Annotated in this window: 25 protein-coding genes; 6 read left to right on the top strand and 19 right to left on the bottom strand. The window is 63.2% G+C overall.

The genetic code is table 11. The features are described 5' to 3' along the window. Positions 1-151: 151 nt before the first annotated feature. On the top strand, positions 152-2,569 hold the full coding sequence (locus RA26_RS03755; RefSeq protein WP_039180153.1) for a GcvT family protein: 2,418 nt from the start codon (positions 152-154) through the stop codon (positions 2,567-2,569). Between the two features lie 58 nt (positions 2,570-2,627). Here the strand turns inward: RA26_RS03755 and RA26_RS03760 are convergent, their stop codons facing one another. The 3 genes from RA26_RS03760 to RA26_RS03770 all read right to left on the bottom strand — a co-directional run bounded on the left by RA26_RS03760 (position 2,628) and on the right by RA26_RS03770 (position 4,206). Next, a complete protein-coding gene (locus RA26_RS03760) occupies positions 2,628-3,014 on the bottom strand; it encodes a type II toxin-antitoxin system death-on-curing family toxin (protein ID WP_039180155.1) in 387 nt (128 codons plus the stop codon). Beyond that, entirely contained in the window at positions 3,011-3,235 is a 225-nt protein-coding gene (locus RA26_RS03765; RefSeq protein WP_039180158.1) for an AbrB/MazE/SpoVT family DNA-binding domain-containing protein, read from the bottom strand. The genes RA26_RS03760 and RA26_RS03765 overlap by 4 nt, the downstream gene beginning before the upstream one ends. A gap of 83 nt (positions 3,236-3,318) precedes the next feature. Then, positions 3,319-4,206 carry a LysR substrate-binding domain-containing protein gene (locus RA26_RS03770; protein WP_039180161.1) on the bottom strand — a complete coding sequence of 296 codons (888 nt, stop codon included), beginning with the start codon at positions 4,204-4,206 and terminating at the stop codon, positions 3,319-3,321. Positions 4,207-4,416: 210 nt separating this feature from the next. Here RA26_RS03770 and RA26_RS03775 point away from each other — a divergent pair, with 210 nt between their 5' ends. Beyond that, positions 4,417-5,769, top strand: a complete 1,353-nt coding sequence (locus tag RA26_RS03775; RefSeq protein ID WP_039180162.1) for an MmgE/PrpD family protein — start codon at positions 4,417-4,419, stop codon at positions 5,767-5,769. Between the two features lie 29 nt (positions 5,770-5,798). Further along, entirely contained in the window at positions 5,799-7,337 is a 1,539-nt protein-coding gene (locus RA26_RS03780) for a trimethylamine methyltransferase family protein (RefSeq protein WP_039180165.1), read from the top strand. A 71-nt stretch (positions 7,338-7,408) separates the two neighbouring features. Here RA26_RS03780 and RA26_RS03785 read toward each other — a convergent pair whose 3' ends face one another. The 5 genes from RA26_RS03785 to RA26_RS03805 form a co-directional block, all read right to left on the bottom strand. Next, positions 7,409-8,149 (bottom strand): maleate cis-trans isomerase family protein, encoded by a 741-nt coding sequence (locus RA26_RS03785; RefSeq protein WP_039180167.1) that lies wholly within the window; start codon positions 8,147-8,149, stop codon positions 7,409-7,411. Next, positions 8,146-9,213: a pyridoxal phosphate-dependent aminotransferase gene (locus RA26_RS03790; RefSeq protein WP_039180170.1), complete on the bottom strand. Its 1,068-nt coding sequence runs from the start codon at positions 9,211-9,213 to the stop codon at positions 8,146-8,148. Before RA26_RS03790 ends, RA26_RS03785 begins: the two co-directional genes overlap by 4 nt. Beyond that, positions 9,210-10,871, bottom strand: a complete 1,662-nt coding sequence (locus RA26_RS03795) for a hydantoinase B/oxoprolinase family protein (RefSeq protein WP_039180173.1) — start codon at positions 10,869-10,871, stop codon at positions 9,210-9,212. Before RA26_RS03795 ends, RA26_RS03790 begins: the two co-directional genes overlap by 4 nt. Continuing rightward, a complete protein-coding gene (locus tag RA26_RS03800; RefSeq protein WP_039180175.1) occupies positions 10,868-12,970 on the bottom strand; it encodes a hydantoinase/oxoprolinase family protein in 2,103 nt (700 codons plus the stop codon). The genes RA26_RS03795 and RA26_RS03800 overlap by 4 nt, the downstream gene beginning before the upstream one ends. Before the next feature lie 256 nt (positions 12,971-13,226). Beyond that, positions 13,227-14,648: an aldehyde dehydrogenase family protein gene (locus RA26_RS03805; RefSeq protein WP_039180178.1), complete on the bottom strand. Its 1,422-nt coding sequence runs from the start codon at positions 14,646-14,648 to the stop codon at positions 13,227-13,229. A 309-nt stretch (positions 14,649-14,957) separates the two neighbouring features. On the opposite strand from RA26_RS03805, the gene RA26_RS03810 reads away from it, so the two are divergent. Beyond that, positions 14,958-16,367 carry an efflux transporter outer membrane subunit gene (locus tag RA26_RS03810; RefSeq protein ID WP_039180181.1) on the top strand — a complete coding sequence of 470 codons (1,410 nt, stop codon included), beginning with the start codon at positions 14,958-14,960 and terminating at the stop codon, positions 16,365-16,367. Positions 16,368-16,392: 25 nt separating this feature from the next. Here the strand turns inward: RA26_RS03810 and nqrM are convergent, their stop codons facing one another. From nqrM to RA26_RS03825, 3 genes are all read right to left on the bottom strand, one after another. Beyond that, the gene (gene nqrM, locus RA26_RS03815) at positions 16,393-16,638 is read right to left on the bottom strand and encodes a (Na+)-NQR maturation NqrM (protein ID WP_039174020.1); all 246 of its coding nucleotides are present in this window, start codon (positions 16,636-16,638) and stop codon (positions 16,393-16,395) included. Between the two features lie 34 nt (positions 16,639-16,672). Continuing rightward, the gene (locus RA26_RS03820) at positions 16,673-17,719 is read right to left on the bottom strand and encodes an FAD:protein FMN transferase (RefSeq protein WP_039180185.1); all 1,047 of its coding nucleotides are present in this window, start codon (positions 17,717-17,719) and stop codon (positions 16,673-16,675) included. 79 nt (positions 17,720-17,798) lie between these two features. Then, a complete protein-coding gene (locus RA26_RS03825; protein WP_019296965.1) occupies positions 17,799-17,987 on the bottom strand; it encodes a hypothetical protein in 189 nt (62 codons plus the stop codon). A 112-nt stretch (positions 17,988-18,099) separates the two neighbouring features. On the opposite strand from RA26_RS03825, the gene RA26_RS03830 reads away from it, so the two are divergent. Then, entirely contained in the window at positions 18,100-18,624 is a 525-nt protein-coding gene (locus RA26_RS03830; RefSeq protein ID WP_039180188.1) for a CBS domain-containing protein, read from the top strand. Positions 18,625-18,886: 262 nt separating this feature from the next. Here the strand turns inward: RA26_RS03830 and RA26_RS03835 are convergent, their stop codons facing one another. Together RA26_RS03835 and RA26_RS03840 are read right to left on the bottom strand one after the other, a co-directional pair. Then, entirely contained in the window at positions 18,887-19,399 is a 513-nt protein-coding gene (locus RA26_RS03835; protein ID WP_193747582.1) for an invasion associated locus B family protein, read from the bottom strand. A gap of 297 nt (positions 19,400-19,696) precedes the next feature. After that, positions 19,697-20,140 carry a MarR family winged helix-turn-helix transcriptional regulator gene (locus tag RA26_RS03840; protein WP_039180193.1) on the bottom strand — a complete coding sequence of 148 codons (444 nt, stop codon included), beginning with the start codon at positions 20,138-20,140 and terminating at the stop codon, positions 19,697-19,699. Between the two features lie 151 nt (positions 20,141-20,291). On the opposite strand from RA26_RS03840, the gene RA26_RS03845 reads away from it, so the two are divergent. Beyond that, positions 20,292-20,873, top strand: coding sequence for a YceI family protein (locus RA26_RS03845; RefSeq protein WP_039180196.1), 582 nt, complete (start codon positions 20,292-20,294; stop codon positions 20,871-20,873). Between the two features lie 136 nt (positions 20,874-21,009). Here RA26_RS03845 and nqrF read toward each other — a convergent pair whose 3' ends face one another. From nqrF to RA26_RS03875, 6 genes are read right to left on the bottom strand one after another with little or no spacing between them, the layout of a single operon-like run. Continuing rightward, positions 21,010-22,233 carry an NADH:ubiquinone reductase (Na(+)-transporting) subunit F gene (gene nqrF / locus RA26_RS03850; protein ID WP_039180200.1) on the bottom strand — a complete coding sequence of 408 codons (1,224 nt, stop codon included), beginning with the start codon at positions 22,231-22,233 and terminating at the stop codon, positions 21,010-21,012. A 16-nt stretch (positions 22,234-22,249) separates the two neighbouring features. Continuing rightward, positions 22,250-22,858 (bottom strand): NADH:ubiquinone reductase (Na(+)-transporting) subunit E, encoded by a 609-nt coding sequence (gene nqrE, locus RA26_RS03855; protein ID WP_019296950.1) that lies wholly within the window; start codon positions 22,856-22,858, stop codon positions 22,250-22,252. Beyond that, positions 22,858-23,511, bottom strand: a complete 654-nt coding sequence (locus tag RA26_RS03860; RefSeq protein ID WP_039180203.1) for an NADH:ubiquinone reductase (Na(+)-transporting) subunit D — start codon at positions 23,509-23,511, stop codon at positions 22,858-22,860. The genes nqrE and RA26_RS03860 overlap by 1 nt, the downstream gene beginning before the upstream one ends. After that, positions 23,511-24,314 carry a Na(+)-translocating NADH-quinone reductase subunit C gene (locus tag RA26_RS03865; RefSeq protein ID WP_019296948.1) on the bottom strand — a complete coding sequence of 268 codons (804 nt, stop codon included), beginning with the start codon at positions 24,312-24,314 and terminating at the stop codon, positions 23,511-23,513. The genes RA26_RS03860 and RA26_RS03865 overlap by 1 nt, the downstream gene beginning before the upstream one ends. After that, positions 24,307-25,515 carry an NADH:ubiquinone reductase (Na(+)-transporting) subunit B gene (locus tag RA26_RS03870; protein WP_039180206.1) on the bottom strand — a complete coding sequence of 403 codons (1,209 nt, stop codon included), beginning with the start codon at positions 25,513-25,515 and terminating at the stop codon, positions 24,307-24,309. The genes RA26_RS03865 and RA26_RS03870 overlap by 8 nt, the downstream gene beginning before the upstream one ends. Before the next feature lie 5 nt (positions 25,516-25,520). Further along, positions 25,521-26,864, bottom strand: a complete 1,344-nt coding sequence (locus RA26_RS03875) for a Na(+)-translocating NADH-quinone reductase subunit A (protein WP_039180209.1) — start codon at positions 26,862-26,864, stop codon at positions 25,521-25,523. Positions 26,865-26,947: the final 83 nt, after the last annotated feature.

Consider the following 26,947-nt stretch of genomic DNA (forward strand, 5'->3'; position numbering starts at 1 on the left):
CGGATGACCCATCGAATCCGGGGCCATTGGGTCTGAATTCTTCACGGGTCATCCAGCCCCGCCGCCGCTAGGTTCACCCGGAAGGAATTGGCGGCCCGCCCCGGCCTGCAGGGCGCGCTGTTTCAGGCACGCAGGCAAGGGAACATGACGCATGAAAACCCATGCACAGGCAGTTGTCATCGGCGGCGGGCTGGTCGGCTGCTCTATCCTCTACCACCTGGCGAAACTCGGCTGGACCGACGTTGTTCTGCTGGAACGCGATGAACTGACCGCAGGCTCCACCTGGCATGCGGCGGCCAACATCCACGGGCTGCACGACAATAACAACGTGACCCGCATCCAGCACTACACCATGAACCTCTACAAGGAGCTGGAGAAGGAAACCGGCCAGGGTTGCGGCGTGTTCCAGCCGGGCTCCCTGTATCTGGCCAAGACCGAAGAGCGCGAGCACCAGCTGCGTCTGCAGGAGGCCAAGGCGAAATACTACGGCCTGAACTTCCATGAGGTCAGCCGCGAGCAGGCCAAGGAACTGCACCCGCTGGCTCAGTTCGACGACATCCGCTGCATCATGTTCGAACCTGATGGCGGCAACGTTGACCCTTCGGGCGTGACCATGGCCTACGCCGCCGGCGCCCGCGCCATGGGCGCGCAGATCGAACGCTTCTGCCCGGTGATCGGCACCGAGCAGCAGCCCGACGGCAGCTGGATCGTGAAGACCGAAAAGGGCGACATCCATACCCAGTGGGTGGTGAACGCTGGCGGCCTCTGGGGCCGCGAAGTGGCCGCGATGGCGGGCCTCACCCTGCCCTTGCAGCCGACCGAGCATCAGTATTTCGTGACGGAGTCTATAGACGAGGTCGCCAATCTCGGCCGCCGCCTGCCCTCGATCGCCGACCGCGACGGCGAATACTACTTCCGGCAGGAGGGCAACGGCTTCCTGATCGGCGCCTATGAAAAGGACATGCGCTTCTGGGCCGAGGACGGCACCCCGCTTGACTTTGCCCATGAACTGTTCCCCGACGATCTGGACCGGATCATGGAAAACGTGATCCGCGCCACCGAGCGTGTCCCCTGCGCCGAAACCGCAGGCGTCAAACGCGTCATCAACGGCCCGATGATCTGGTCGCCGGATTCCAATGCAATCTGGGGCCCGGTTCCGGAGCTGAAAAACTATTTCTGCTGCACCGGCATCATCCCCGGCTTCTCCCAGTCTGGCGGTCTTGGTCTGCTGGCAGCCCAATGGATGATCGAGGGCGAGCCGCAATACGACATGTTCGCCTGGGATCTCGCGCGCTTTGGCGACTGGGCCGACAAGGCATTCACCAAGGCCCGCGTCGAAGACCAGTACGCGCACCGCTTCGCCATCCATTTCCCGAACGAGGAACGCAGCGCCGGCCGCCCGGCCCGCGTGCGCCCCGCGTATGAGATGCAAAAGGAAATGGGCTGCGTATTCGGCCTCAACTGCGGCTGGGAGCACCCGTTGTGGTTCTCGGGTGTGCCCGGCACCACCGACACAAACAGCTTCACCCGCCAGAACTGGTGGGAGCCGGTTGGCCGCGAAGTGAACATGCTGCGTGAGAACGTCGGCGTGATCGATATTTCGAACTTCGCCAACTACGTAATCAAAGGCCCCGGCGCGTTTGAGTGGCTGGATAAGCTGATCGCCAACAAGGTGCCAACCGAAGTTGGCCGCTCCTGCCTGACTCCGCTGATCTCGGTCCGCGGCGGCGTGGCTGGCGATTTCACCATCACCAAGGTGGCGGATGACGAATACATGATGGTCGGCTCCGGCATGGCGGAACGCTATCACCAGCGCTTCTTCAACATGGTGGAGCTGCCGGAAGGCACCACCTTCGAGGTCGCCACCAACCGCATTGCGGGCTTCAACGTCGCAGGCCCGAAATCACGCGATATGCTGCAGCGCCTGACCAATGCGGATTTGTCGAACGAGGCCTTCCGCTTCATGCGTTCCCGCACCATCGACGTGGCAGGTGTGGAATGCCTGGCAATCCGCGTCTCCTTCACCGGCGATCTGGGCTGGGAACTGCATTGTGCCGAAAGCGATCAGGTCAAACTGTACTCGGCCCTGCTGGCAGCTGCCGCAGAGTTCGACGGCGGTCCGGTCGGCGGCCGTGCGCTTGGTTCCTTGCGGATCGAGAAGGGCTACGGCTCCTGGGGCCGCGAGTACAGCCAGGAATACTGGCCGCAGGAGGTTGGCCTGGCCGGTCTCATCAAGCTGGACAAGGAGTTCCTCAACAAGGACGCCTATCTCAAGATCAAGGACAACGCCCCGCGCGAAATGCTCTCGGCCTTTGAGATCGACGCGGTGAACGATGCCGACGCCTCCGGCGGGGAGCCGATTTTCACACCCGACAGCACACCGGTGGGCCGCGTCACCTCGGGCGCTTACGGCTACTCGGTCGGTAAATCGCTGGCGCTGGGATATGCCAACCCCGAAGTTGCCAAGCCGGGGGATGAGGTCGAGGTCTATATTCTCGGCAAACCGCACAAGGCGCGCATTCTGGAAGCCGCAGCCTTCGACCCCTCAGGCGCACGGCTGCGGGCCTGACCGGAAACAGAAAAGCCGCCCCGAAGGGCGGCTTTTCTTTGGCAGCAGGGGCTGAGGGTCAGACAGGCAGCATCCCAGCCTTCAGCCATTCCGCAAAGGCAGCCTCATCCACATCGCCGGTGGCCAGATCCTCCATCATCCGCACACCCTCCACCGGGTCCGGGCGGAACTGGTAGCCGTTGAGGCGCAGAAAGGTCACAGCCGTCACAAAGGCCGTCCGCTTATTGCCGTCAACAAAAGCATGCGCCTTGGCGATGCCAAATGCGTAAGCCGCGGCAACCTCCGCCACGCCTGCATCGGAATAGGCAGCCAGATTCATTGCCCGCGCGCATCCCATTTCCAGAAGCGCCTTGTCACGCATCCCCGCCGCGCCGCCATGGCGCGAAATCTGCCGGTCATGGAAAATGGTCACCGCCGCCAGCGGCACCCATGTGTATTTGCTCACGCCAGCGCCTGAAGCAGGTCGCGGTTCTCGTCCATCACGATTTCAGCCGCAGCCAGCGCCTCAGCCACCGTGGGATCATGCGCCATCACCCGCAGGCTGCCGTCATCGCCGCGCACCACGAACAACGTGTCGCCTTCCTTGGCGTCCAGCATCGTCAGCATCTCCGTCGTCAGGGTGATGACGGCAGAGTTTCCAACTTTTCTGATCTTGGTCTCAATCATCGGCAGGCCTCATGTATATATACTCGTATATACGCGAAGCGCTGCCAGAATTCAATGCTGCCTGCGGCCCGCCCTGATGGCCTCTACAGCTCCATCTCCGCTGCCGCCTTCAGCAGCCAGCTCTTGAAATGCTTGACCGAGGGCGTTGCCGCCTTGTCCTTGAAAGTGGCGAAATAGGTCCAGGGACAATCGAGGTCGAAATCAAACGGCTCCACCAGCCGCCCGTCTGCCACATGGGACCGGACCAGTGTTTTGGGCAGAACCGCACAGCCCATTCCATTGGCGGCAAACTCCAATCCCATGTTGGAGGAATTGGTCTGCAAGCCGCCCTTCAGCTCGATCCCGGTAAGCCCGTAATGTTTGGCGATCTTCTCCCAGTAGATCGGCCGACCCAGGATGTGGATCAGTTTCGCCTGCACCAGCTGTTCCGGCCGGGTCAGCGCCTCGCCCGCAACCTTGAAACCGGGCGCACAGACCAGCGCCAGCTTTTCATCCCAAAGCTTGACCGCCGGCCCCATCACATCATCCACGTGGTTGATGGTGATCGAAATGTCCGAGACATTTGTCTCCACATCCACCCAGATCGTGCTGTGAATCGTCAGGTCGATATCCGGATGCGCTGCTGAGAACTCCTCGATGACTCCCAGCAGCCAGCGCTCCGCTAGGCTAACCGGGCAGGAAATCACGACCTCCCGCTTGTGGCTTTGCGAGATTAAGAGCTGCGTCGCTGAATCAATCTCCTGCAGCGCATGGCGGACCGAGGGCAAATAGGCCTCGCCCACGTCGGTCAGCGACAGGGACCTCGGATGGCGCACGAACAGCGGGCGGCCGATGAACTCCTCCAGGCTGCGCACATGGTTAGACACCGCCGACTGGGTGCAGTTCAGCTCATCCGCCGCCGAAGTGAAGCTGAGATAGCGCGCCGCGGCCTCAAAAGAGCGCAGGAATGTCAGGTGGGGCAGGTTCTTCATCAAACGGGTCCGCTGGCGGTTTCGGGGCCATGTTCCCATGCAATGGATTGGGCTGCAATTCCAAAGGGATCACGCCCCGAACGGGTCAGAAAACGACGTCTAGCGCACCCTTCGCGAAATAATGCAGCCCTATGACCCCGGTTTATTTGCGGGTCACCTGCGGCGGCGGCCCCTAGGCTTTGGCCAACGCACCTATATGGACCGCCTGACATGACAGCCACATTTGACCGCGCCGCCGATTTCACCTTTGGCCTGACCCCCGGCGATCTGCCTGAAACCACCCGCAAAGCTGCGGCGCTGATGTTCCTGGACACGCTGGGCATCACCATCGGCGCCACCCCGATGGAGGCGGGCCGCATCGCCCGCGACACCGCCGCAGCGCTTTATGGCTCCTGTGAAGAAGGTTACGGCGCCCGGATGATGTTCGACGGCCGCCGGGTCAGCGTCGCGGGTGCCGCCTATGCCGCCGCCACCGCCACCGACAATCTGGATGGCCACGACGGCTACTACCCGACCAAGGGCCACATCGGCGTGGTGGTGATCCCTGCAATCGCGGCTTTGGCGGAAACGGTGCCGGATTTCTCCGGGCCAGAGGCGCTGGCGATCACCACGCTGGGCTATGAGCTGGCGGGCCGCGCGGCGCTGTCGCTGCATGCAACAGTCAGCGACTACCACACCTCCGGTGCCTGGAACGCGCTGGGGGTGGCGGCGATTGCAGCCCGGATGCGCGGTCTCAGCCGGGATCAGCTGCGCCAGGCGCTGGGGATCGCCGAATTCCACGGCCCCCGCAGCCAGATGATGCGCGAGATCGCCAACCCCACGATGCTGCACGACGGATCCGGCTGGGGCGCAATGGCAGGCATGTCAGCAGCTGTTCTGGCAGAAAAGGGCTTCACCGGCGCGCCCGCAATCACCATCGAGGAAGACAGGGTGGCGGAACACTGGGACGACCTCGGCAGCTTTTGGCAGATGGAGCATCAGTATGTGAAGCCCTACCCGATCTGCCGCTGGGCCCATGCGCCGATCGACGCCGTGCGGCAGGTGATGCTGGAACACGGGCTGAGCCACGAACAGATCGCCCAGATCCACATCAACACTTTCCACGAAAGCGCCTGCCTCTATCCGGGCATCCCCTCTACCACCAGCCAAGCACAGTATTCGCTGGGCTTTGCCGTTGCCATCCAGGCCGCATACGGGCGGATAGGGGTGGAGCATATCTCCGGCCCCGCCCTTGCCGATCCGCTGGTGGCCTCGATCCATGACCGCATCACCGTGGCAGAGGCCGCGCGCCATTCAGCCCGCTTCCCGGCCTGCCGGGTCGCCGATGTGGTGGTGACGCTGACCGACGGGCGGGTGTTCGAGACCGGCGACGTCCACGCCCGCGGCGGCCCCGAAGCGCCGTTTTCGCAAGAGGACATCGAGCGGAAATTCATGGAATTTGCCGCGCCTTCGCTGGGCGAGGCCCGCGCCAGCGCCATCCGCGATGCAGTGCTGGGCTTCACCACTGAAGGCAGCAAATTCTCCGATCTTGGCCGTCTCATCTATGACGCGCCCGAAAACTAAGCCACCAACCTGACCAGAAAGACAGACACATGGCACGCGACAGACGCGGCGGCGGGCGCCGCGGAAAATCCTCCCGCTCCGGCGGCAGTATCGACCAGCTCCCCTGGAGCCAGGTAAAAAACACTTACCCGGCGTTTGAGCTCCTGAACCCGGAGCAGATGGACCAGCTGCACGCCACCTCAATGCGGATCCTGTCAGAGGCCGGCATCCGGGTGATGGGCGAGAACGTGATGGGCATTTTCGAGGCCGCGGGCGCCATCGTCGACCGCGACACCAAAACCATCCGCATCGACGAAAGCATCGTCACTGAAGCGTTGAAGACAGTCCCGGCGGAGTTCACCCTGACCGGCCGAAACCGGGACAAGCGGATCACGCTCGGCGGCAACAACGTGACCTTCAGCCTGGTGGCAGGCCCGCCCAACGTGCATGATTGCATCAACGGGCGGCGGTCCGGCAACCTCACCGACTATCAGAACTTCATCAGGCTGGCACATCACTTCAACGCCATCCACCTGATCGGCAACCAAGTGACCGCGCCGCTGGAGCTGCCCGCCAACAACAGGCATCTGGATACCTATCTAGCCAATATCACCTATGCAGATCTCTCGTTCCATTGCTCCGCCATCGGCCGCGGCCGGGCGCTGGACGGGATAAACATGATGGCGATCTCCCGCGGTCAGACGCCTGAGGAGATGAAGGATGATCCCGGTGTGATCACCATCATCTCGGTCAACTCGCCGCGGCTGTTTGACGACGCGATGGGCGACGGGCTGATCGCGATGGCCGAATACGGCCAGCCGGTAACGGTGACGCCCTTTACCCTGATGGGCGCAATGACCCCGGTGACCCTGCCCGCAGCCCTTGCCCAGCAGAACGCTGAGGCGCTGTTCGGTGTGGTGCTGACACAGCTGGTCAACCCCGGCACACCCGTCATGTACGGCTCCTTCACCTCCAATGTCGACATGCGCAGCGGCGCGCCTGCCTTTGGCACGCCGGAAAACGCCAAGGCCAACATCGTGGGCGGCCAGCTGGCGCGGCGCTATGGCATCCCCTACCGGACCTCCAACGCCAATGCCTCCAACACGGTGGACCTGCAGGCGGCTTATGAGACCATGATGTCCACCTGGGGTGCAGTACTGGGCGGCGCCAATATCATCTACCACGCGGCCGGCTGGCTGGAGGGCGGCCTGACCGCGTCTTATGAGAAGTTCATCCTGGATGTGGAGATCATCCAGAACATGATCGAGTTCCTGAAGCCGATGAAATTCGACACCGATGAGCTGGGCTTTGACGCCATCCAGTCGGTCCCGACCGGCGGCCATTTCTTCGGCGCCGAACACACGATGGCACGGTACGAGACCGCGTTTTACCACCCGATGCTGTCGGATTGGCAGAACTACGAGAACTGGGAAGCGGCTGGTGCCAAGGACGCGCTGCAACGTGCCACCGGCCTCTGGCAGCAGGCGCTGCGGGACTATGAGGAACCGGTGATGGACCCAGCCATCCGCGAGGAATTGGACGCCTATGTCGCCAGGCGGAAGCAAGAAATCGGGTCCGGTGAGCCGTGATGGGACGGGCGCGAGGGGCCAGCCCCTCGCGCTCCCCGGAGTATTTTTGCAAAGATGAAACAGACGCCTGTTTAGAGCTGATCAAACAGCCGCCCCGGCAGCCCGCCATGCCGCGGCAGGCCAAGCGCCCGCATCAGGCAGAACATCATCGCCTGGTTGGAGGTGACAACCGGCTTGCCCAAGCGTGCCTCGATCCGCTCCACAGCCTCAACCGCGCGCATGTCGGTGCAGCTGAGCACAATGGCCTGCGCCGCCGGGTGATCGGCCTGACAGGCCAGATCAAACACCTCATCTGGGGTCAGCTCGCCCTGCCCGTAGTTGCCCAGCTCGCGCCCGATGTCCGCGCATTTGACCGTCTCGATCCCGTTTGCCGCCAGGAACGCCATCGCCTGAGAATTGATCTCACCCAGATAGGGTGAAGAAAAACCGATCTTCACCGCCCCCAGCGCTTGAATCCCTGCCACCAGCGACCCCGCCGCGGTCAGCGAGACGGCACCCGACCCCGCCTTGATCCGCGCCGCCAGATCCGCGTCGAACCCCGGCCCGTGGGTCAGCGTCGCCGAGGTGCAGCCATAAAGCACAACATCAGGCCGAACGCCTGCAATCATCCGAAGGTCATGGCTGATATCAGACGCCCCCAGTCCCGCCATTTGATCGGCGCCGGGGATCTCCTCCACATCATAGCCGCCCATGCGCTGGAAATGCACAGTGGTGTCCGGACAGCGCATCAGCATCATGTCGGCTTCCAGGTTGGTGTTGGTAAAGGGCACCAGCACGCCGATTTTCGCGCGGGTGCGGGTTTCATAGGTCATGTGAGCACTCCCTTCAGCACGTCCAGCGCGCGGTCCATCACGTCTTGCCCGCAGATGGTGGCGCGCAGGCAATCGCCCAGCCCGTACCCGCCCATTCCACGCATCAGCAGGTTCTGCCCCCGCAGCGCCCTGTCTGCCGCTTGGGCCTGCTCCACCGAGGCAAAGCGGATCAGCACGAAATTGGTATGGCTCTGCGGCACCTCCAGCCCCAGCGCGCGGCAGTCTTTGGCAAAGCGGTCCCGGATGGCAACGGTTTGGGACACCACATCCCGCATATGCGCCTGATCGCGCATGGCCGCCGCCGCCATTGCCTGGGACGGGATGGAGATATTGTTTGGATTAAGCAGCTTGCGCACTTCCCCGGCAATCTCCGGCGGGAAGTACCCCCAGCCGGCCCGCGCCCCTGCCAGCCCATAGGCCTTGGAGAGCGTCCGCAGCACCACGGTATCGCCGCGCTCTGCCAGCACGAAGATTTCGCCGGGATCGTTTTCCGCATCGGCAAACTCCGCATAGGCCTGATCGGCCACCAGCAGCACATCCGCAGGCAGCCCCGCGCGCAGGCGCAGGAGGTCCGCGTTCGGGATCAGCGTACCGGTCGGATTGCCCGGATTGCAGACAAACACAATCCGCACCTCAGGCGTCACGGCGGCCAGAATATCCTCGACCGATACCGTCAGGTCCCGCTCCTGCGCCTTGACGTAGTCCGCCTGCACCTGCGCCGCAGCGGTGGCCACAAAGGCATAACCATAATCCGTCCCCAGCACCCTGTCCCCCGGCCCGGCGAAGGCGCGGATCAGGCAGCCCATCAGCTCCATCGAACCAGCGCCGCACAGCACCTTGGCCGGGTCCAGCCCATGCACCTCCGCCACCGCGGCGCGCAAGTCCGGCCACTCCGGGTCTGGATAGAGCGGCATCTGATCCAGCACCGCCCGGCCCGCCGCAAGTGCCGCCGGGCTAGCCGGGAACGCACTTTCATTCTGCGCCAGCGAGACCGTCCCGGCCTCGCCCAGATCCGCCAACGCATAAGGCGCCATCGCCGCCACATGCGGCACCGCGCGGATCATTTGCCGCCCCCGTAGGCGCCCGCGCCTTCTTCCGTCACCAGACCGCGCCGAAGATCCAGCGCCAGCGCCTCGGGGTCGCGCTCCGCCGGATCGCCAAAACCGCCGCCACCGGGGGTTTCAAAGATCAGATAATCCCCTGCCTCCACCCGCAGCTCGCCCTTGCCCGGAATGTCCTGCGCCCCGTCGCGGAACCGGATACGCCCCGGCGCGCCGGGCAAGCCGCCCATGCGCCCCAAGGCCGGAAACTTCAGCCGCTCCACTGACAGGAACACGATAAAGGGCGCGCCGTTGACGGAGGTCATCTCGATCCTCTGCCCCAGCCCGCCGCGGTATTTGCCCGCCCCTCCGCTGTCGGGCCGCAGCTCGCGCCGCCACATAACGACAGGTGCCACCGCCTCGGTGATCTCCACCTGGCTGCCATAAACACCCGAGGGATAGGCCGTCGCCGACAAGCCATCCGCATGGGGCCGCGCCCCGGTGCCGCCGTTGTGGACCGGCTCGATGGCAAACTCCCGCCCGCCGTCGCGTGCCACCTCCGGCGCGTGCCGCATCGGCAGGTCGAACATGCAGGACGCGCCCTCGGCGGGCACCCGGTCCGGCAGCGCCTGATGCAGGCAGCCCAGCACCAGATCCGGCGTCACCTGCCCCAGCGTATGCCGCATCGCCACCGGCACCGGGCGCTGCGCATTCAGGATGCAGCCCTTGGGGCCATCCACGGTAAAGGGCGCCAAACTCCCCGCATTGTTCGGAATGTCCGGCCCGACAATGCAGCGCAGGGCAAACACCGTATAAGCCGTGGCATAGTTCAGCGGCACGTTGATGCCCTTGCTGGAGCAGCCCGAAGTGCCGGTGAAATCCACATGCATGCCCCCTTTCGAGACTGTCAGCGTCGCATGCAGCTCCAGTTCACTCTCGTAGCCGTCCATTCTCAGAACATTGCGGTAGACGCCCTCCGGCACTTCCGCGATGGCCTGCAAAGTGCCGCGGCGGGACGTCTCGATGATATAGGCCCCCAGCGCATCCAGGTCGCTCAGGCCAAACTCCTCCATCATCCCCGCCAGCCGTGCCGCCCCGGCCTCGCAGCAGGCAATCAGCGCATAAATGTCACCCTCATTGGCAACCGGCTCGCGGCTGTTGGCGCGGACAATGTCCAGCAGCAGCGCGTTCGGCGCGCCTTCCTCCACTAGTTTGCAAGGCGGGATCAGCAGCCCTTCGTCATAGATGTCAGAGCCCTCCGGCCCCATGCCCAGCCCGCCCAGATCGACCAGATGCGAGGTGCAGGAGGTGAAGCCGACCACCCTGCCTCCTTTGAACACCGGCATCATCAACAGGAAATCGTTCAGATGCCCCGAGGCCAGCCAGGGGTCGTTGGTCATGTAGATATCGCCGGGCTTCATCGTGTCAGCCGGGAAGCGTTCGCGCAGATGCATGACCGCCGCGGCCATGGTGTTGATATGGCCCGGCGTGCCGGTCACCGCCTGCGCCAGCATCTGCCCCTGTGCGTCGAAAATCCCGGCAGATATGTCGCCGCATTCGCGCACAATCGGGCTGAAGGCCGCGCGGATCAGGGTCTGCCCCTGTTCCTCCACCACCGCCAGCAACCGGTTCCACATCACTTGCAGGCGAGCCGGTGACAGGTCCTGTGACAAGGCGGTCATTGCTTTTCTCCTTTCTGATCCTGGATCAGGACAAGATTGCCGATGGCATCCGCATGGGCGGAGAAATCCACCGAGACCAGCGTGGAGGTCTGCGGCTCTGTGATCAGCGCCGGGCCTAGGATGCGGTCGCCGGGTTTCAGACTGGCCCGCGGCACAAATGCCGCCTGCTTTTCGCGGCCATCCACATCGCAGATGATGGGCCGGTGCGCCGCCGGGGCAATGGTCCGCAGCTCCGGCACCTCCGGCACTGGCGGCACCTTTGCATCCGGGGTCGCGACCCGCACCGCCCAGTTCAGGATCTCGATCTTCATCCCAGGCACGGGGCGCGAAAACTGCTTGGCGTATTCCGCCTCAAACGCCGCCGTCAGCGGGCCAAGATCCTCTCCCGTCAGGTTCCGGTCCGGCAGGGCAATCTCGATCTCATGCCCCTGCCCGCTGTAGCGCATGAATGCGGTGCGCTGGACCAGCGTTTCAGCATCGCTCGCCCCCTGCGCCACCACCGATCGCGCCTCATCAATCATCTGGACAAACAAAGCGTTGATACCGTCCAGATCCATGTCCTCCAGCAGCGCATAGCGCGAACGCACGATTTCAAAGCTGACCGGCGCAAACAGGAACCCCACAGCAGATCCAACGCCCGGATTGGGCGGGATCACGATGCGCGCCACCCCGGCGGAACGCGCGACCCGGGTTGCATGCAGCGGCCCATTGCCGCCAAAAGCAATCATCGTGCGCGCACCCAGGTCCTTGCCGGACTCCACCGCGTGCATGCGGGCGGCGCTGGCCATGCTCTCGTCCACGATCCGGCTGACGCCGTCCGCGGCGCCAATCCCGTCCATATCCAGCCGCGAACCAATCACACGGCTCAGCGCTTCCTTAGAAGCCTCCGGGTCAATCCGGATATGCCCCTCCGCAAAGGTCTCCGGCACGATATAGCCCAGCGTGATGTCGCTGTCGGTCACGGTCGGCTCCGTACCGCCACGCCCGAAGGCCACCGGGCCGGGCTCCGACCCCGCCGATTTCGGCCCCACGGTCAGCCGCCCCAGCCGGTCCACACCGGCAATGGAGCCGCCGCCGGCGCCGATCTCGATCATCTCGATCACCGGGATCCGCACCGGCATCCCCGACCCCTTGATGAACCGCGCCGCGCGGGCAATCTCAAACTGGCGCGAGGTCTGCGGGCGGGCATTGTCAATAAGGCACAGCTTGGCCGTGGTGCCGCCCACATCAAAGGACAGCACCTGCTCCAGCCCCGCCTGCGCCGCAATCCGCGCCGCCAGGATGGCGCCGCCGGCAGGCCCCGACTCCACCAGCCGGATGGGAAACCGCGCCGCGGTCTGGATGGTGCACATGCCGCCGCCTGCGGTCATCATCAGGATCGGGCAGGTTACGCTTTCCGCAGCAAAGCGCTCGGCAAACCGCGCCAGATAAGTCTCCATCAGCGGCTGGATATAGGCGTTTGCCACCGTGGTGCAGAGCCTGTCAAACTCCCGCGCCTCGGGGCTGACCTCCGAGGAGATCGAGACCGTCAGCCGGGGCCGCCGTTTCACCAGAATGTCCCGCAGCCGCCGCTCATGGTCCGGGTTGGCATAGGCGTGCATCAGGCAGACCGCCACCGCCTCTGCACCGCTGGCATCCAGCTCCGCAATCAGCGCCTCAATCGCGCTGTCCTCCATGGGGATCAGCACTTCTCCTGTCGCCGACATCCGCTCCCGGATGGTCAGCGACCGCTCCCGCGGCACCAGCAGATCGGGCTTCTCAAGATTGATGTCATACTGGGAGTAGCGCCGCTCATAGGCAATCTCCAGAATGTCCCGGAACCCCTCGGTCGTGACCGTCGCCACCCGCGCCCCGCGCCGCTCAATCAGCGCGTTGGTCGCCAGCGTTGTGCCGTGAATGAAGCCGGTGACTTCACCCAAAGACCGCCCCGCCTGCGTCATCACTCGCGCGGCGCCCTCCATCGCGCCAATACCCGGGTCCTGATGGGTAGTCAGTGTCTTGGTTGAGGCCAGAATAGTATCTTCGCCCGCCACCAGCACGGTGTCGGTGAAGGTACCGCCAATATCAATGGCAAGGCGCAGCGCCTGTGATGCTGTCATGTGTCATTCCAATGTCCGCCGTTGAGAAACCGTGAGAACCCGCAAAGGGCAACGGAATTCAGGCAGCGACCAGGTTGCACCCGGTTGCGCGGCGGTCCATGCGTTTTGGAATGAAGTTCTGTGTCATGTCTCCATCCTGAGCCGCCGCCGGGCGGCACGCTTGGCGGATTACGACACGTATTAGGTCAGAAAGCGGCACCTGGCAGGCCGCAAACGGCATCCCTCCCGGCATCCTCCTGCCAGGAGGGATGGGAACTCAGCCGAAATGCAGGGTTTTGACTTCCTGATAATCCTCCAGCCCCAGCATGCCGCCTTCGCGGCCGTTGCCGGATTGCTTGTAGCCGCCAAAGGGCGAGCCGTAGTTGAAACCGCCGCCGTTGATATGCACCGCGCCCGCCCGCAGCCGGGCGGCAACCCGCTCGGCCCGCTCCGGATCGCCAGTCTGCAGATAGGCCGCCAGGCCGTACGGCGTGTCATTGGCCATGCGGATGGCGTCCTCCTCATCCTCGAAGGGGATGATCACCAGCACCGGGCCAAAGATTTCCTGCTGCGCAATGGCCATATCATTGGTCACATCGGCAAAGACGGTGGGACGCACGTACCAGCCCTTGTCCAGCCCTTCTGGCCGGCCCGGCCCGCCTGCCAGCAGGGTCGCCCCCTCACCGATGCCCTTCTGGATCATCTCCTGCACCCGGTCGTACTGGATGCGGTCGAACATCGGGCCGATGTGATCGCCCTCCTGGCTCGGGTCGCCAACGGCCTGGCCCTCGGCGGCTGCCTTGGCAATCTCCAGCACCCGGTCGTAACAGCTCCGCTCCACCAGCATCCGGGTCGGCGCGTCGCAGCTCTGGCCGGTGTTATACATGCACTCCAGCACCGAAGCGGTGACCTTCTCCTCAAGGTCAGCATCCGCAAACACCAGGTTCGGAGACTTGCCGCCCAGTTCCAGCGTCACCCGCTTGACGGTGTCGGCCGCGTCCTTGGACACCGCAATGCCGGCCCTCGTCGAACCGGTGAAGGACATCATATCCACATCAGGATGGCGCGACAGACCCGCACCCACCGTCGGCCCGTCGCCATGAACCAGATTGAACACCCCCGCCGGATAGCCCGCGTCATGAATCATCTGCGCATAAACTGCGGCGGACATGGGAGTATGCTCCGACGGTTTCAGCACGCAGGTGCAGCCCGTCGCCAGCGCAGGCAGCACCTTGAGCGCGATCTGGTTCACCGGCCAGTTCCATGGGGTGATCAGCCCGCAAACCCCGATCGGCTCGCGCACCAGAATGTCGCCGCTGGGCAGGGTTTCACGCAGTTCCTGGGATTTCAGCGCGTCCAGAACGCCCTCCAGATGCCCGATCCCCGAATCAGCCTGGGCGTCCCGCGCCATCGAAACCGGCGCCCCCATCTCGGCAGACATCGCCTGCGCCAGCTCCTCGCGCCGTTCCCTGCTGATCTCCAGCAACCGCTCCAAAAGCGTAATCCGCTCAGCGCGGGAGGTCTGGGAAAAACTCTCAAATGCCCTCTTGGCCGCCGCAACTGCGGCGTTCACATCCGTCTCATCGCCGAGGATGATGGTGCCGATCTGCTCTTCCGTGGCCGGGTTCAGAACAGGAAATTCCCGGCTGGAATGCGGCGTCACCCAGGCACCGCCGATATAGAATTTTTGCAGGTCCATCAGACTGTTCTCACTTTTGCACCGCAAGTGCGGCTAGGGTTGGACGGAGGCGCATCACACAAGCATGCCGTAGCAACTGCCAGAGGATCACGACGGCGCATTTGATCCGGCAGCCTGCCCGCCTTTTCGGCTGCAGAATAGGCCAAAACCGTCACTTCGCGGGTCCGTTTTCGACAAATCCATGCTGTGGGTTGGGCGCATCAGTGGCAAGTAAACCCTCTCTGCAGCACCTGAACCGCTTCGCGGACGGCCGCTGCCGTGCCTATCCTGCGTGAAAGCCCATGAAAAAAGGGCGTCTTGAGGCAAGTTATGAGTAAACCCCGTTGGACAGCCCGTTCCGTGCTGCTCGCAGGCACAGTCCTGTGCGGCTGCACCATTGTCGGCATTGACTACCATCGCCCCGATTTCGCGGTGCCTGCCAGCTATTACCAGTCCCGCAGCTATGCCACCGCCAAAGGCGCCTCTGAAGCCTGGTGGCAGGGGCTGAACGATGCCACCCTGAACCGGCTGGTTGCCGCAGGGCTGCAACAGAACCTGGAGCTCAAGGCCGCGAAGGAGCGCCTGATCTCGGCAGAGGTTCTGCGCCGCGGGACAGGCCGGCCGCAGCAGGTCAACGGCGACCTGGAAGGCAGTTCCATCTTTTCGCGCCGCGAATCCCAGAACGGCTCTACCAGCACCGACACCGCCGAGGTCGGCGCCACCTATGTCTTTGACCTGTTCGGCGAATTCCAGCGCCGCTCCGAACGGGCGGTGGCCGACCGCGACGCCGCGTTTTACCAGATGGCCACCGCGCGGCTGGCGCTGATTGACGCCATCACCCGCACCTATATCCAGGCGCGGTTCTTCCAGCGCGGCGCCGCCGTGACCCGCAAGACGATCCAGCTGCGACAGCAGATCCTGGCAACGGTGGAAGAACTGCAGGCGGCCCGCACCCTTCTGGCCCTGGACGTGGAACGCACCAAGCTGCAGGTCGCCAGCGCCAAGGCAGATCTGCCTGGCTTCATCGCCAGTTACGAATCCTCTGTCTTTGCCCTGGCGACGCTTCTCGACCGCGACGCGGCAGAGATTTTTGCGATGATGCAGGGCAGCTATGCGCAGCCTTACCCCGCCAGCCAGCCGGAACAGGGCGTGCCCGCAACCCTGCTGCGCAACCGCCCTGATGTGCTGTTGGCCGAAGCCCAGCTGCGCGGCGCCGCCGCCGATATAGGCATCACCGAGGCGGAGCTTTATCCGTCGCTGGAAGTCTCCGGCTCGGTGCGCGCCACCCGCGGCGCCGGCGCGCTCTACCAGATCGGGCCGGGTCTGAATCTGCCGCTTTTCAACCGTCCGGTGCTGCGTGCCTTCCACAAAAGCGCCATCGCCGAGGCCAAGGCGACCGAATACGACTACCGCGCGGCAGTCAGGTCCGCGGTTGAGGAGGTCCAGTCGCAGCAAAGCAGCCTGCGCGCCGCCCGCGAGCGCACCGCCGCCCAGACCCGTGCGGTCAATCTGGGAGCCAAGGTTGCCGATCTTGCGCGTGAAACCTTCCGGGCCAGCGAAATCACCCTGTTCGACCTTCTGAACACCGAAGAAGCGCTGCGCGACAACGAACTGGCCCTGATCACCGCGCGGCGCGACCTGGCGCTAGCCTGGTCCAGCCTGCAGATATCCCTGGGCAAGGGATGGGTCCCGCACCAGGATCCGGGCAGCGCCGTTGTGGCGGTGAAACCTTCAGAATAGGCTGAAACGGGACGCCGCAGCCGGCTCAGGCCTGCTGCGCCTCGCGTTCCATCTGCTCGACCATCTTGCGCGCGCGCTTGCACTGCAGCTTGTCCCGCAGCGGGCTGTCGGGGTCGACATCCTTGGAGCAGACCACGCATTTGTCGGCACCCGAGATCGCATTCAGGCCGCCGCAGCTGCCCTTGATCTTCTTGCCCATCAGAATGACCCCCAGCGACATGCCCAGGGTGACGATCAGCAGCAGGATGAAGGCCAGAAGAAAGGTGCTCATATGGTGTCCCTCGCAGGATGCTTGGTGCGCGGCGTTAGTTTGCGGTCAGCGCCTCGAACGCGCTGCTTGCCGCTGTCATATAGGCATCCGGCCCGGCTTGCACGTCCCGATCAATGAAAAACACGGCAAGTTTATGCTCCTCAGCAAGCTTCAGCCCGTTTTCGCGGCCCAGAACCAGCATTGCAGTGGCCCAGGCATCCGCCAGCATGGCGTTTTCTGCGATCACCGTGACAGAGGTGGTCGCATGGGTGACCGGCCGCCCGGCCACCGGATCGAGGATATGGGAATAGCGTTTGCCCTCATGCTCGAAGTAATTGCGGTAATCACCCGAGGTCGCCAGCCCGTGATTGCTGACCGGCACGATCAGCTGCACCGTCTGCGCCGCCGCATCCGGTTTCTCGATGCCGATGCGCCAGGCCTCGCCCTTGGCGTTTTCGCCCCTGGTCACCAGATCGCCGCCGATCTCGACCATGTAGTGCTCAACGCCAAACCCCTGCAGCGCCTCTGCCACCGCATCCACGCCATAGCCCTTGGCAATGGCCGACAGGTTGATACCGGTTTCCGGCGCGGATTTCCTGAGCGTGCCGGCCTCTGCATCCAGCACCAGCAGCCGCGCCTGGCCGACGCCCTCCAGCGCCTTGGCAATGGCCGCATCCGACGGCACCGGATCTTCGGGCTTGCGCGGCCCAAAGCCCCACAGCTCAATCAGCGGGCCCAGGGTCACATCGAACTTGCCGCCGGTCTTTGCGTGCACGTCCCCCGCCGCCGCCAGCACATGGGCAAATTCCGGCGACACCCGCACCGGCGCGGTGCTGCGCGCGGCAGAGAAGGTGGAAACCTCGGAGGCCGGATCCCAGTTCGACATCCTGGCATTGACCGCCGCCAGGGTGCCCTCCACCGCGGATCCCAGCGCCCTGGCGTCCAGATCCTCGCCAATCGCAATCACGCTGTAGGTGGTGCCCATGGTTTCACCCGTCAGCCGCACCTCTTCCGGGTCGCTGCCGAACCAGCAGCCGGACATGGCCAGCACCGCAGGCAGGGTCAGGGCGGTCAGGAGTTTTCTGGGCAACGGGCAGGGCATTCGGCAACCTCCGGCGGAAAAACTGGCGCAGCTATGCCCCTGCCCCGCGGCAGAGTCAAACGGAGCGCCGGGGCAGGCCTCAGAACTTCAACGGCAGAAAGGCCAGCGCCAGCAAGCCCACCGCAGCCGGCAGCCCGTACAGCCAGGCCCGGAACCGCGCATTTGGCGCCTCGGACTTCCAGTTCTGCCGGTACAGGTGGCCGCAGACCACCACCAGGAACACGGTCAGCGCACCGGTCACGGGGGTCAGGTAGAGGCTTTCGAACATGTTGTTTTTCCGCTGTTGTTAGCGCTCGCGTCATTTCGCCCCTTCCCGGATCATAATCCGCCGCTAAGATGGGGGTATGACCTGATGCAGGATACAGGAGGAGACCCCGCGCATGGCACCGTTCTCATACCAGCCTCCCACCCGGGGCGACAAGGCCGGGCAGGAAAGCCACAGCCAGTCGGCCGAGTCGAATTTGTCGCACGGCCAATCGACAGTTGCCAGTCTGCTGGAAGCAAAGGGCGACGCAATCTTTGCAATCCGCCCCAATGACACGGTCGGCCATGCGGTCGAGGCCCTGAAAGAAAAACGCATCGGCGCGCTGGTCGTCACCGACCAGAACGGCTCGCTGCAGGGCATCCTGTCGGAACGCGACATCGTGCGCCGTCTGGCGGACACGCCGGGCCACACCCTGCCGCAGCTGGTTGAGGAGATCATGACCCGCGAGGTCAAAACCTGCGCGCCCGACGACCTGCTGATTGATGTGGCCAAGGTGATGAACGAGGGCCGCTTCCGCCACCTGCCGGTCCTGAAAGACGGCAAGCTTGCAGGCATGATCACCGTCGGCGACGTGGTGAATTTCCGCCTGAAAGAGCTGGAATACGAAGCCCTCCGCATGAAGCAGATGATCGTCGGCTGAGGCTCATAACAGATGGTCCGCCTTCGGGCGGATCAATTCTGGCAGCAGTCATTGCTGTATCTTGCAGCCATTCACGATTGAGACAGCAGAGCACCGGTTGAGCCCTTTGCGGTCATTTGCGCTCGCCTGTTTAGTGGCCAGGCTTTCCCTGGATGCACATCAAAGATGAGTGTCCGTTTGGGTGGGCTCAAACCCCGAGCAGCCAAATAGGTTACCGTAGCTCTCTTGACCGTCCTGCTCAGGCTTCAGCTTGATGAATAATTCAGCCTGCTGCCTTGATCGCCTCGGCCAGACCGGACAAGGGAAGCCGAAACACTTCCGTTCTTTCTTCCGAACCTGAGTACACAAGCGTAAGTTTGGCAGTTTTACCTGTTTCAAGAGCACGCAGGAACCCACGCTTCACTCCCACCTTCACCACGCAATAATCGGGTTCGCAGTTCTCAATGGAAAATCGCCGCGCGACCCGGTGATCGACGGACATCACGAGCCCGGCTGTCTTGTTTACGTTCAGATCCGGGCGCCCTGGCGCAATCATTCTGGCGGGGACCACGATAGTGAATCCCGCAACAGCAGCCTTTTCGGTTTCAGGAAAAAGGAACCCACTAATAGAGGCGATCTGCTTTCCGCGCATGTCTTCGACAGGAAGGTAAGCGATGCAATTCGCATGAACGTCACTGCACAAGACCGACCACGCGCCATGGCGCGACCGAACGGCAGAGTTACTGTCTTCAGTCTCAGGTTTCACGCAAGCCGCCATCAGAGAAACCAGTGCCATCGCCCAGATCCAATTCCTTTGCATTCCTGCCTCTTCAATCGTTCTTTGACAGAACCAGTATCGGTTGCTTCCTAACAGTTCAACTTCAGCTTTACGGGTGCCAACAGCGGATGCTTAGACGAGGTGGATAGGTTTACTGCTTGCGGCAAATTGCTATTTTGTCCGCATCCAAATTTTCGCCTGTCCCGTTCTGAAGGCGTGTTTCGCCTCAGAATTGACTGGCGACCAGCGTTCTAGAGTTCTGACAGATCTTCCTTGGCCGACAGCGCATAGCCTTTTCCACCCGGCGGCGGATGGTCACGGAAACGGCCCGCCGCCCGTCTTTTGCAGACGCTCCAGAAACACCTCCAGATCCTCCGCGCAGTCCAACGGTTCCATCGCCTGTTTGATCGCCGCACCGTAGATCTGCCACATCTGCAGCCGCAGCGCCGCGCCGGCCTCTGTCAGGTGCAGCAGCTTGCCGCGGCGGTCCTGTTCGAACACGGTTTCGCGCACCAGACCCTGTTTCACCATCTGCGCCAGAATGCGCGACAGGTTGGACTGCTCAAACAGCAGGTTGCGGGTCAGCTCATAGGCCCGCACCCCGTCCGCCCCGGCCATCTCGATCCCCCACAGCACGTCGTACCATCTGAGCGGTGGCAGCCCCGCTGCCCGCAGCTTGGCCTCCATGTCGCGGTGGGTCTGCCGGTGGGCGCGGTTCAGCAGGATCCAGATTGCAGTTTCGCGTGTGCTGGGTGTCATGCGGTCTTCACGAGTTGGTGAACAAGAGAGAGGTTCCGCCGTTGCCGGTGGATGCAGGCAGATAGATGTCATAGCATCCATCCTGGATCAATCGCATCCTCACGTAACAAGAGCCGTTCCCGGCCCAACCCCATCCGACAGGAAGACTGCCATGATGATCAGGATTGCCTCCCTCGCCGCCGCCGCGCTGCTGGCCGCCCCCGCTGCCTTTGCCGCCACCACCTACAAGACCGACCAGGGCCATACCGAGGTCAAATTCAGCTGGAGCCACGCCGGCGTCTCGATGCAGAGCGGCGAGTTTACCGACGCCCAGGGCACTCTGGTGCTGGACCCGGAAAACCCCGAAGCGTCCACTCTGAATGTGACCATCAAGGCGGACAGCGTCGCCACCGGGTTCGGGCCGCTGGACGACCACCTGTCCAGCGCCGACTTCCTGGAGGTCGCAACCTACCCTGAGATCACCTTTGTCAGCACCGGGATTGAGAAGACCGGCGACAAGACCGCCAAGGTGACCGGCGATCTGACCATTCACGGCACCACCCAGCCCGTGGTGCTGGACACCACTATGACCCACCTCGGCCCGCACCCGCTGGGCGGTGCGATCGAATACTACCAGGGCGACTGGGCGGCGTTTGAGGCCACCACCACCATCGACCACCAGGCGTTCGGCGTCGGCGGATTCTCCACCGGACCGATCACCATCCATATCGTCAGCGAGCTGAAGGCCGAGTGATTTCTGCCGAGCCGGTGCACGGGGGGTGTACAGGGGGTGCACGCATGTCACCCCCCTCCCCGGCCCGCTCATGAGAACAGAAAAAGCCCCGGATGTTCCCATCCGGGGCTTCTTTAGATTTTGGGGTCTCTCCGGCTCAGCCGCCGAAGTCGTCCAGCATGATGTCCTCGCGGTCCACGCCCAGATCCAGGAGCATGTTGATCACCGACTGGTTCATGATCGGCGGTCCACACATGTAGAACTCGCAGTCTTCCGGCGCAGGGTGGTTCTTGAGGTATTCCTCGAACAGAACGTTGTGGATGAAGCCGGTGTAGCCTTTCCAGTCGTCCTCCGGCTGCGCGTCGGACAGCGCGACGTGCCAGTCGAAGTTGTCGAACTCTTCGGCCAGCTGGTCGAAGTCCTCGACAAAGAACATCTCCTTCTTCGAGCGCGCACCGTACCAGAAGCTGATCTTGCGATCGCGGTTCTCCAGCCGCTTCAGCTGGTCGAAGATGTGGCTGCGCATCGGCGCCATGCCGGCACCGCCGCCGATGAACACCATTTCCTTCTGAGTGTCGCGGGCAAAGAACTCGCCGAACGGACCGGAGATGGTGACTTCATCGCCCGGCTTCAGGTTGAAGATGTAGGACGACATCTTGCCTGCCGGAATGTCGCTGCTGCCCGGCGGCGGCGAGGCAACGCGGACGTTAAGCATGATGATGCCCTTCTCGTCCGGGTAGTTCGCCATCGAATAGGCGCGCTCGACCGGCTCATCCACGACAGACTTGTACTGCCACAGATTGAAGCGGTCCCAATCCTCGCGGTACTCCTCCTGGATGTCGAAGTCGGTGTAGGCCAGCTGGTGGGCGGGCGCCTCAATCTGGATGTAGCCGCCGGCGCGGAAGTTCACATCCTCTCCTTCGGGCAGTTCCAGCACCAGCGCCTTGATGAAGGTCGCCACGTTGTCGTTCGACCGCACCTTGCAGCGCCATTTCTTGACGCCGAAGACCTCTTCGGGAACCTCGACCTCCATGTCCTGCTTGACCGCAACCTGACAGGACAGGCGGTCGCCGCAAGACGCCTCGCGCTTGGTGATGTGGCTTTCCTCGGTCGGCAGGATGGAGCCGCCGCCGGAATGCACACGCACCCGGCACTGGGCGCAGGTGCCGCCGCCGCCGCAGGCGGAGGGGACGAAGAGTTTCTCGGCCGCCAGCGTTTGCAGCAGTTTGCCGCCCGCAGGCACCGAGATGGTTTTCTCACCGTTGATGGTGATGTTGACGTTGCCGGACGCGACCAGGCGGGAACGGGCAGCCAGGATGATGGCCACCAGCGCCAGCACGATCAACGTGAACAGGACAACGCCGAGCGAGAAAGTTTCCATAACTTCAGACGCTCCCTTACAGTTTGACGCCGCTGAAGGACATGAAGGCCATCGCCATCAGACCCGCGGTGATAAAGGTGATGCCCAGGCCCTGCAGGCCGTCCGGCACGTCGGAATACTTCAGCTTCTCGCGCACGCCCGCCATCGCGGTGATCGCCAGCGCCCAGCCAAAGCCGGAGGAGAGGCCGTAAGTGGTTGCTTCCGCGAAATTGTAGTCGCGTTCCACCATGAACAGCGAACCACCGAGGATCGCACAGTTCACCGTGATCAGCGGCAGGAAGACCCCCAGCGCGTTGTAGAGCGGCGGGAAATACTTATCGAGGATCATCTCCAGAATTTGCACCATCGCCGCGATCACCCCGATATAGGAGATCAGGCCGAGGAAGGTCAGATCCACATCCGGGAAACCCGCCCAGGCCAGCGCGCCCGGCTTCAAGAGGTAGGTCAGCAGCAGGTTGTTGGTCGGCACGGTGATGGCCTGCACCAGCATCACCGAAATCCCCAGACCCAGCGCGGTGGAGATTTTCTTGGACACCGCGATAAAGGTGCACATGCCCAGGAAGAAGGAGAGCGCGAGGTTCTCGACAAAGATGGCCTTAACGGCGAGTGAAATCAGCCCTTCCATCAGTGCGCCTCCACGTTCTGGATTTTATATTCACGCTCTTCGACCTGGTTCGGCTTCCAGGTGCGGAACGCCCAGATCAGAAGGCCGATCACGAAGAACGCCGACGGCGGCAGCAGCAGCATGCCGTTTGGCACATACCAGCCGCCGTTGTTCACGGTCTCCAGGATGGTGATGCCGAACAGGGAGCCGGAGCCGAACAGCTCGCGGATGATACCCACCAGCATCAGGATCAGGCCATAGCCCATGCCGTTGCCCAGACCGTCGATGAAGGAGGCCACCGGAGGGTTGCTCATGGCGAACGCCTCGGCGCGGCCCATCACGATACAGTTGGTGATGATCAGGCCGACGAAGACTGACAGGGTCTTGGAGATCTCAAAGGCGTAGGCCTTGAGCACCTGATCCACCAGGATCACCAGCGAGGCGATGATCACCATCTGCACGATAATCCGGATCGAGCTGGGGATCTGGTTTCTGAGGATCGAGATGAACATCGAAGAGAACGCGGTCACGAAGGTCACCGCCAGGGTCATCACAAAGGCCACCTGCAGAGAGGAGGTCACCGCCAGCGCCGAGCAGATGCCCAGAACCTGCAGCGTGATCGGGTTGTTGTCGACCAATGGGTCGACCAGCATGTCTTTCTTGGTCTGCGCCATCAGAGCTCTCCCGCTTTAAGGGCGGCCAGGAAGGGTGCGTAGCCCTCTTCGCCCATCCAGAATTTCACCAGGTTGTCCACGCCGACAGAGGTCAGCGTCGCACCGGCCAGTGCATCAATGTGATGCTCCGGCCCGGCCGGGCCTTGCGCCTTGGCAACGCTGATCTGCAGTTCACCGCTTTCGTCATGCAGCTTCTTGCCGCTCCACAGGGACTTCCAGCGCGGGTTGTCCACCTCGGCGCCGAGGCCCGGGGTTTCGCCGTGCTGATAGAACTGCAGGCCGAAAATGTCGTTGCCGTTTTCCTCAACTGCGATGAAGCCATAGAGGGTCGACCACAGGCCGTAGCCGTGAACCGGCAGGATCACCTTGTCCAGATCGCCGTTTTCCTCGCGCAGCAGGTACACGGTCTTGTAGCGCGACTGTCGGCCAATGCCCGCCGGATCATTGTCCAGCGCGCGGCTCAGCTCAGGATCCTGCGCGGCAGCCAGATCGTCGAAATTGGCAGCGTCGAATTGGTCGGTGAATTCACCGGTTTCCAGATCCAGCACCTGCGGTTCAAAGGCGGCGAAGGCCTCAGCCACTTTGATGCCCGGCTCATAAAGGCCGGCCACCTGCAGAACGTTCAGCTGCTTGTCGCGTTTGCGGTTCACTTCCTGCACCGGGCGCAGAGACACCGCGGCGGTGGACACGATCATCGAGGCCACCAGGCAGACGGCAACAGCGATGAACAAGGTCTTGCCGACGGAATCCGGCGATGCGGCCAGGAAGCGGCCAATCAGGCCCTTGCTTTGGGTATCAGCCATGGCGGCGCGCCCTCCGTTTGATGTTGGCCTGCACGACGAAGTAGTCGATCAGCGGTGCAAAAACGTTGCCGAACAGGATCGCCAGCATCATGCCTTCGGGGAAGGCCGGGTTCAGCACCCGGATCAGCACCACCATCACGCCGATGAGGGCACCGTAGATGTAGCGGCCCGCGTTGGTATGGGATGCGGACACGGGTTCGGTCACCATGAACACCAGACCGAATGCATAACCGCCCAGCACCAGGTGCCAGTACCACGGCATCGCAAACATCGGGTTGCTGTCGGAGCCAATGAGGTTCAGCAGCATCGAGAAGGCGATCATGCCCGCAAGGCAGCCCACGATCAGGCGCCAGTTGGCGATCTTGGTGAACAGCAGGAAGCAAAGCCCGATTGCGCAGGCCAGCGTCGATGTTTCACCAAAGCTGCCTTGGATGGTGCCAAAGAACGCATCCGACCATTCGATACCCTTGGCGGCCAGCGCCTGCACGCCGTCAGCAGCGGTCACACCCAGCGCGGTCGCGCCGGAGAAGCCGTCAACCGGGGTCCAGACAGCGTCGCCCGACATGTTCGCCGGATAGGCAAAGTACAGGAACGCACGGCCCACCAGCGCCGGGTTCAGGAAGTTCTTGCCAGTGCCGCCAAAGACTTCCTTGCCGATCACCACGCCGAAGATGATGCCAAGCGCCACCTGCCACAGCGGCGCGGAGGCCGGCATGATCAGAGTGTAAAGCATCGAGGTCACAAGGAAGCCCTCGTTCACCTCATGGCCGCGCACGGTGGCAAAGATGACTTCGAAGATGCCGCCTGCAACCAGTGTCACGATGTAGATCGGCAGGAAATACAGGAACCCGTGCGCGATGTTGGCCATCGGGCTCACCGCATCCAGCGAGATGCCGAACATCTGCAGGATGGCGATCCGCCAGCCGGTGGCCGCATCAGCCCCCAGCGCGGCAATCGCCGAGTTGGCCTGATAGCCGGTGTTCCACATGCCCCACAGGATGCAGGGGATGGTGGCGATCACCACATAGGTCATGATCCGCTTCATATCGACGTATGAGCGGGCATGCGGCGCCACCGAGGTGACGGTTTTCGGGGTATAAAGGAAGGACTCCACCATCTCGTAGACGGGGAAGAGCTTTTCGTACTTGCCCCCCTTCTCGAAATGGGGCTCGATCCTGTCAAAGAAGCTGCGCAATCCCATCCGGCTCAGCCCTCCTTTTCAATCTTGGTCAGGCAGTCGCGCAGCGCCAGCCCGTATTCGTACTTGGCCGGGCAGGCAAAGCCGACGAGGCCCATGTCCTCTTCGTCCAGCTCCAGCGCACCCAGCGCCTGTGCGGTGTCGGTGTCCATCACCAGCAGCGCGCGCAGCAATTGCGTCGGCAGGTAGTCCTGCGGCATCAGCTGTTCAAAAGTGCCGGTGGGCACCATCGCCCGGCGGCCGCCGTTCAAATTGCTGGTGAGGGCAAACAGCTTGCGGCTGAGGGCAGAGCCCAGCACCGGCTGAACCGCGTATTTGCCGCCCATCGGACGGATCCAGCCCAGCGGGATCTGCTTGCGGTCTTCTTCGATAATGGCAACCTGGCGGGCAAAACGGCCGAGGAAGGCCAGCGGGCCAGCTGCCTGGCGGCCCGACAGGATCGACCCGGAGATCACCCGCACCGGACCGTCCGAGGCAATCTCGCCGCGGGTCAGCTCATCGGTGGAGGCGCCCGCAACGGTGCGGACCAGACGGGGGCTGCGCGCAGCGGGACCGGAGATGGCAACCACGGTGGAGGGGTCCAGGTGGCCGGTCAGCAGCAAGCGGCCGATGGCAATCACGTCCTGATAGGATACGGTCCAGACCTGATCGTTCGCGCGGACGGGATGCAGGAAGTGGATGTGGGTGCCTGCAAGGCCCGAGGGATGCGGGCCGGAGAAACCCGCAACCTCAACCCCGGCGAGGTTTGCACCCGGAATGCTGTCGCCCGTCTTCTGGCACAGATAGGTGGTGCCGTCGGTCAGCAGGGTCACGGCCTTCAGGCCGGCCTCAAACGCCTCAGCCGCATCATTGATGATCACGGCGGCGTCGCCAGCCAGCGGTTCGCTGTCCATCGCGGTGACAAAGATCGCGGCGGGCTTGGACCCCGGCTGCGGCATCTTGGAATAGGGACGGGTGCGGAAGGCGGTCCAGAGACCGGCGGCGCACAGCTTCTCGGTCAGGCCCTCGGCAGTGTCAGCATTGCCGGTGGCCGAGAAATCAATGCCGGTATCCTCGGCATCGGAAATCGCAATCACCACGCTTTCCAAGACCCGGCGCGCGCCGCGGTTGATCGCCACGACCTTGCCGGTCATCGGGGCCACCATCATCGCGGCCTCGGCATCCTTGTGGCAGAACAGCGGGGTGCCGCGGCGGACCTCCTCGCCTTCCTGCACCAGCATGCGGGGTTTCAGGCCCATGTAGTCGGGGCCAAGCACGGCCACCGAGGTGATGGAGGGGCCGTCGTGGATCACTTGCTCCGGTGCGCCTGTCACCGGCAGATCCAGCCCCTTTCTCAAGTTAAATGTCTTCATATTTGCGCTACGTCCCTCCAAGGCCGAATCCCGTGGCGGTTCTTACCCCGTTCCGGCAGCGGCGGCAAAGAAAACGCACAAAA

The organism is Leisingera sp. ANG-M7, assembly GCF_000813965.1.
GTDB lineage: Bacteria > Pseudomonadota > Alphaproteobacteria > Rhodobacterales > Rhodobacteraceae > Leisingera.

Bases quoted from the DNA above. Each gene is read 5' to 3' on its own strand.
- RA26_RS03790 (WP_039180170.1), bottom strand. From the start codon at position 9,213: ATGATCCGCGCGGTGCCGCATGTGGCGGCGATGGCGCCTTATGCGTTG.
- RA26_RS03825 (WP_019296965.1), bottom strand. From the start codon at position 17,987: ATGTTCGAAAGCCTCTACCTGACCCCCGTGACCGGTGCGCTGACCGTG.
- RA26_RS03775 (WP_039180162.1), top strand. From the start codon at position 4,417: ATGACAGCCACATTTGACCGCGCCGCCGATTTCACCTTTGGCCTGACC.
- nqrE (WP_019296950.1), bottom strand. From the start codon at position 22,858: ATGGAAGGGCTGATTTCACTCGCCGTTAAGGCCATCTTTGTCGAGAAC.
- RA26_RS03865 (WP_019296948.1), bottom strand. From the start codon at position 24,314: ATGGCTGATACCCAAAGCAAGGGCCTGATTGGCCGCTTCCTGGCCGCA.
- RA26_RS03845 (WP_039180196.1), top strand. From the start codon at position 20,292: ATGATGATCAGGATTGCCTCCCTCGCCGCCGCCGCGCTGCTGGCCGCC.
- RA26_RS03870 (WP_039180206.1), bottom strand. From the start codon at position 25,515: ATGGGATTGCGCAGCTTCTTTGACAGGATCGAGCCCCATTTCGAGAAG.
- RA26_RS03820 (WP_039180185.1), bottom strand. From the start codon at position 17,719: ATGCCCTGCCCGTTGCCCAGAAAACTCCTGACCGCCCTGACCCTGCCT.
- RA26_RS03800 (WP_039180175.1), bottom strand. From the start codon at position 12,970: ATGACAGCATCACAGGCGCTGCGCCTTGCCATTGATATTGGCGGTACC.
- RA26_RS03830 (WP_039180188.1), top strand. From the start codon at position 18,100: ATGGCACCGTTCTCATACCAGCCTCCCACCCGGGGCGACAAGGCCGGG.
- RA26_RS03770 (WP_039180161.1), bottom strand. From the start codon at position 4,206: ATGAAGAACCTGCCCCACCTGACATTCCTGCGCTCTTTTGAGGCCGCG.
- RA26_RS03805 (WP_039180178.1), bottom strand. From the start codon at position 14,648: ATGGACCTGCAAAAATTCTATATCGGCGGTGCCTGGGTGACGCCGCAT.
- nqrM (WP_039174020.1), bottom strand. From the start codon at position 16,638: ATGAGCACCTTTCTTCTGGCCTTCATCCTGCTGCTGATCGTCACCCTG.
- RA26_RS03840 (WP_039180193.1), bottom strand. From the start codon at position 20,140: ATGACACCCAGCACACGCGAAACTGCAATCTGGATCCTGCTGAACCGC.
- RA26_RS03755 (WP_039180153.1), top strand. From the start codon at position 152: ATGAAAACCCATGCACAGGCAGTTGTCATCGGCGGCGGGCTGGTCGGC.
- RA26_RS03875 (WP_039180209.1), bottom strand. From the start codon at position 26,864: ATGAAGACATTTAACTTGAGAAAGGGGCTGGATCTGCCGGTGACAGGC.
- RA26_RS03860 (WP_039180203.1), bottom strand. From the start codon at position 23,511: ATGGCGCAGACCAAGAAAGACATGCTGGTCGACCCATTGGTCGACAAC.
- nqrF (WP_039180200.1), bottom strand. From the start codon at position 22,233: ATGGAAACTTTCTCGCTCGGCGTTGTCCTGTTCACGTTGATCGTGCTG.
- RA26_RS03810 (WP_039180181.1), top strand. From the start codon at position 14,958: ATGAGTAAACCCCGTTGGACAGCCCGTTCCGTGCTGCTCGCAGGCACA.
- RA26_RS03795 (WP_039180173.1), bottom strand. From the start codon at position 10,871: ATGACCGCCTTGTCACAGGACCTGTCACCGGCTCGCCTGCAAGTGATG.
- RA26_RS03780 (WP_039180165.1), top strand. From the start codon at position 5,799: ATGGCACGCGACAGACGCGGCGGCGGGCGCCGCGGAAAATCCTCCCGC.
- RA26_RS03785 (WP_039180167.1), bottom strand. From the start codon at position 8,149: ATGACCTATGAAACCCGCACCCGCGCGAAAATCGGCGTGCTGGTGCCC.
- RA26_RS03835 (WP_193747582.1), bottom strand. From the start codon at position 19,399: ATGGCACTGGTTTCTCTGATGGCGGCTTGCGTGAAACCTGAGACTGAA.
- RA26_RS03765 (WP_039180158.1), bottom strand. From the start codon at position 3,235: ATGATTGAGACCAAGATCAGAAAAGTTGGAAACTCTGCCGTCATCACC.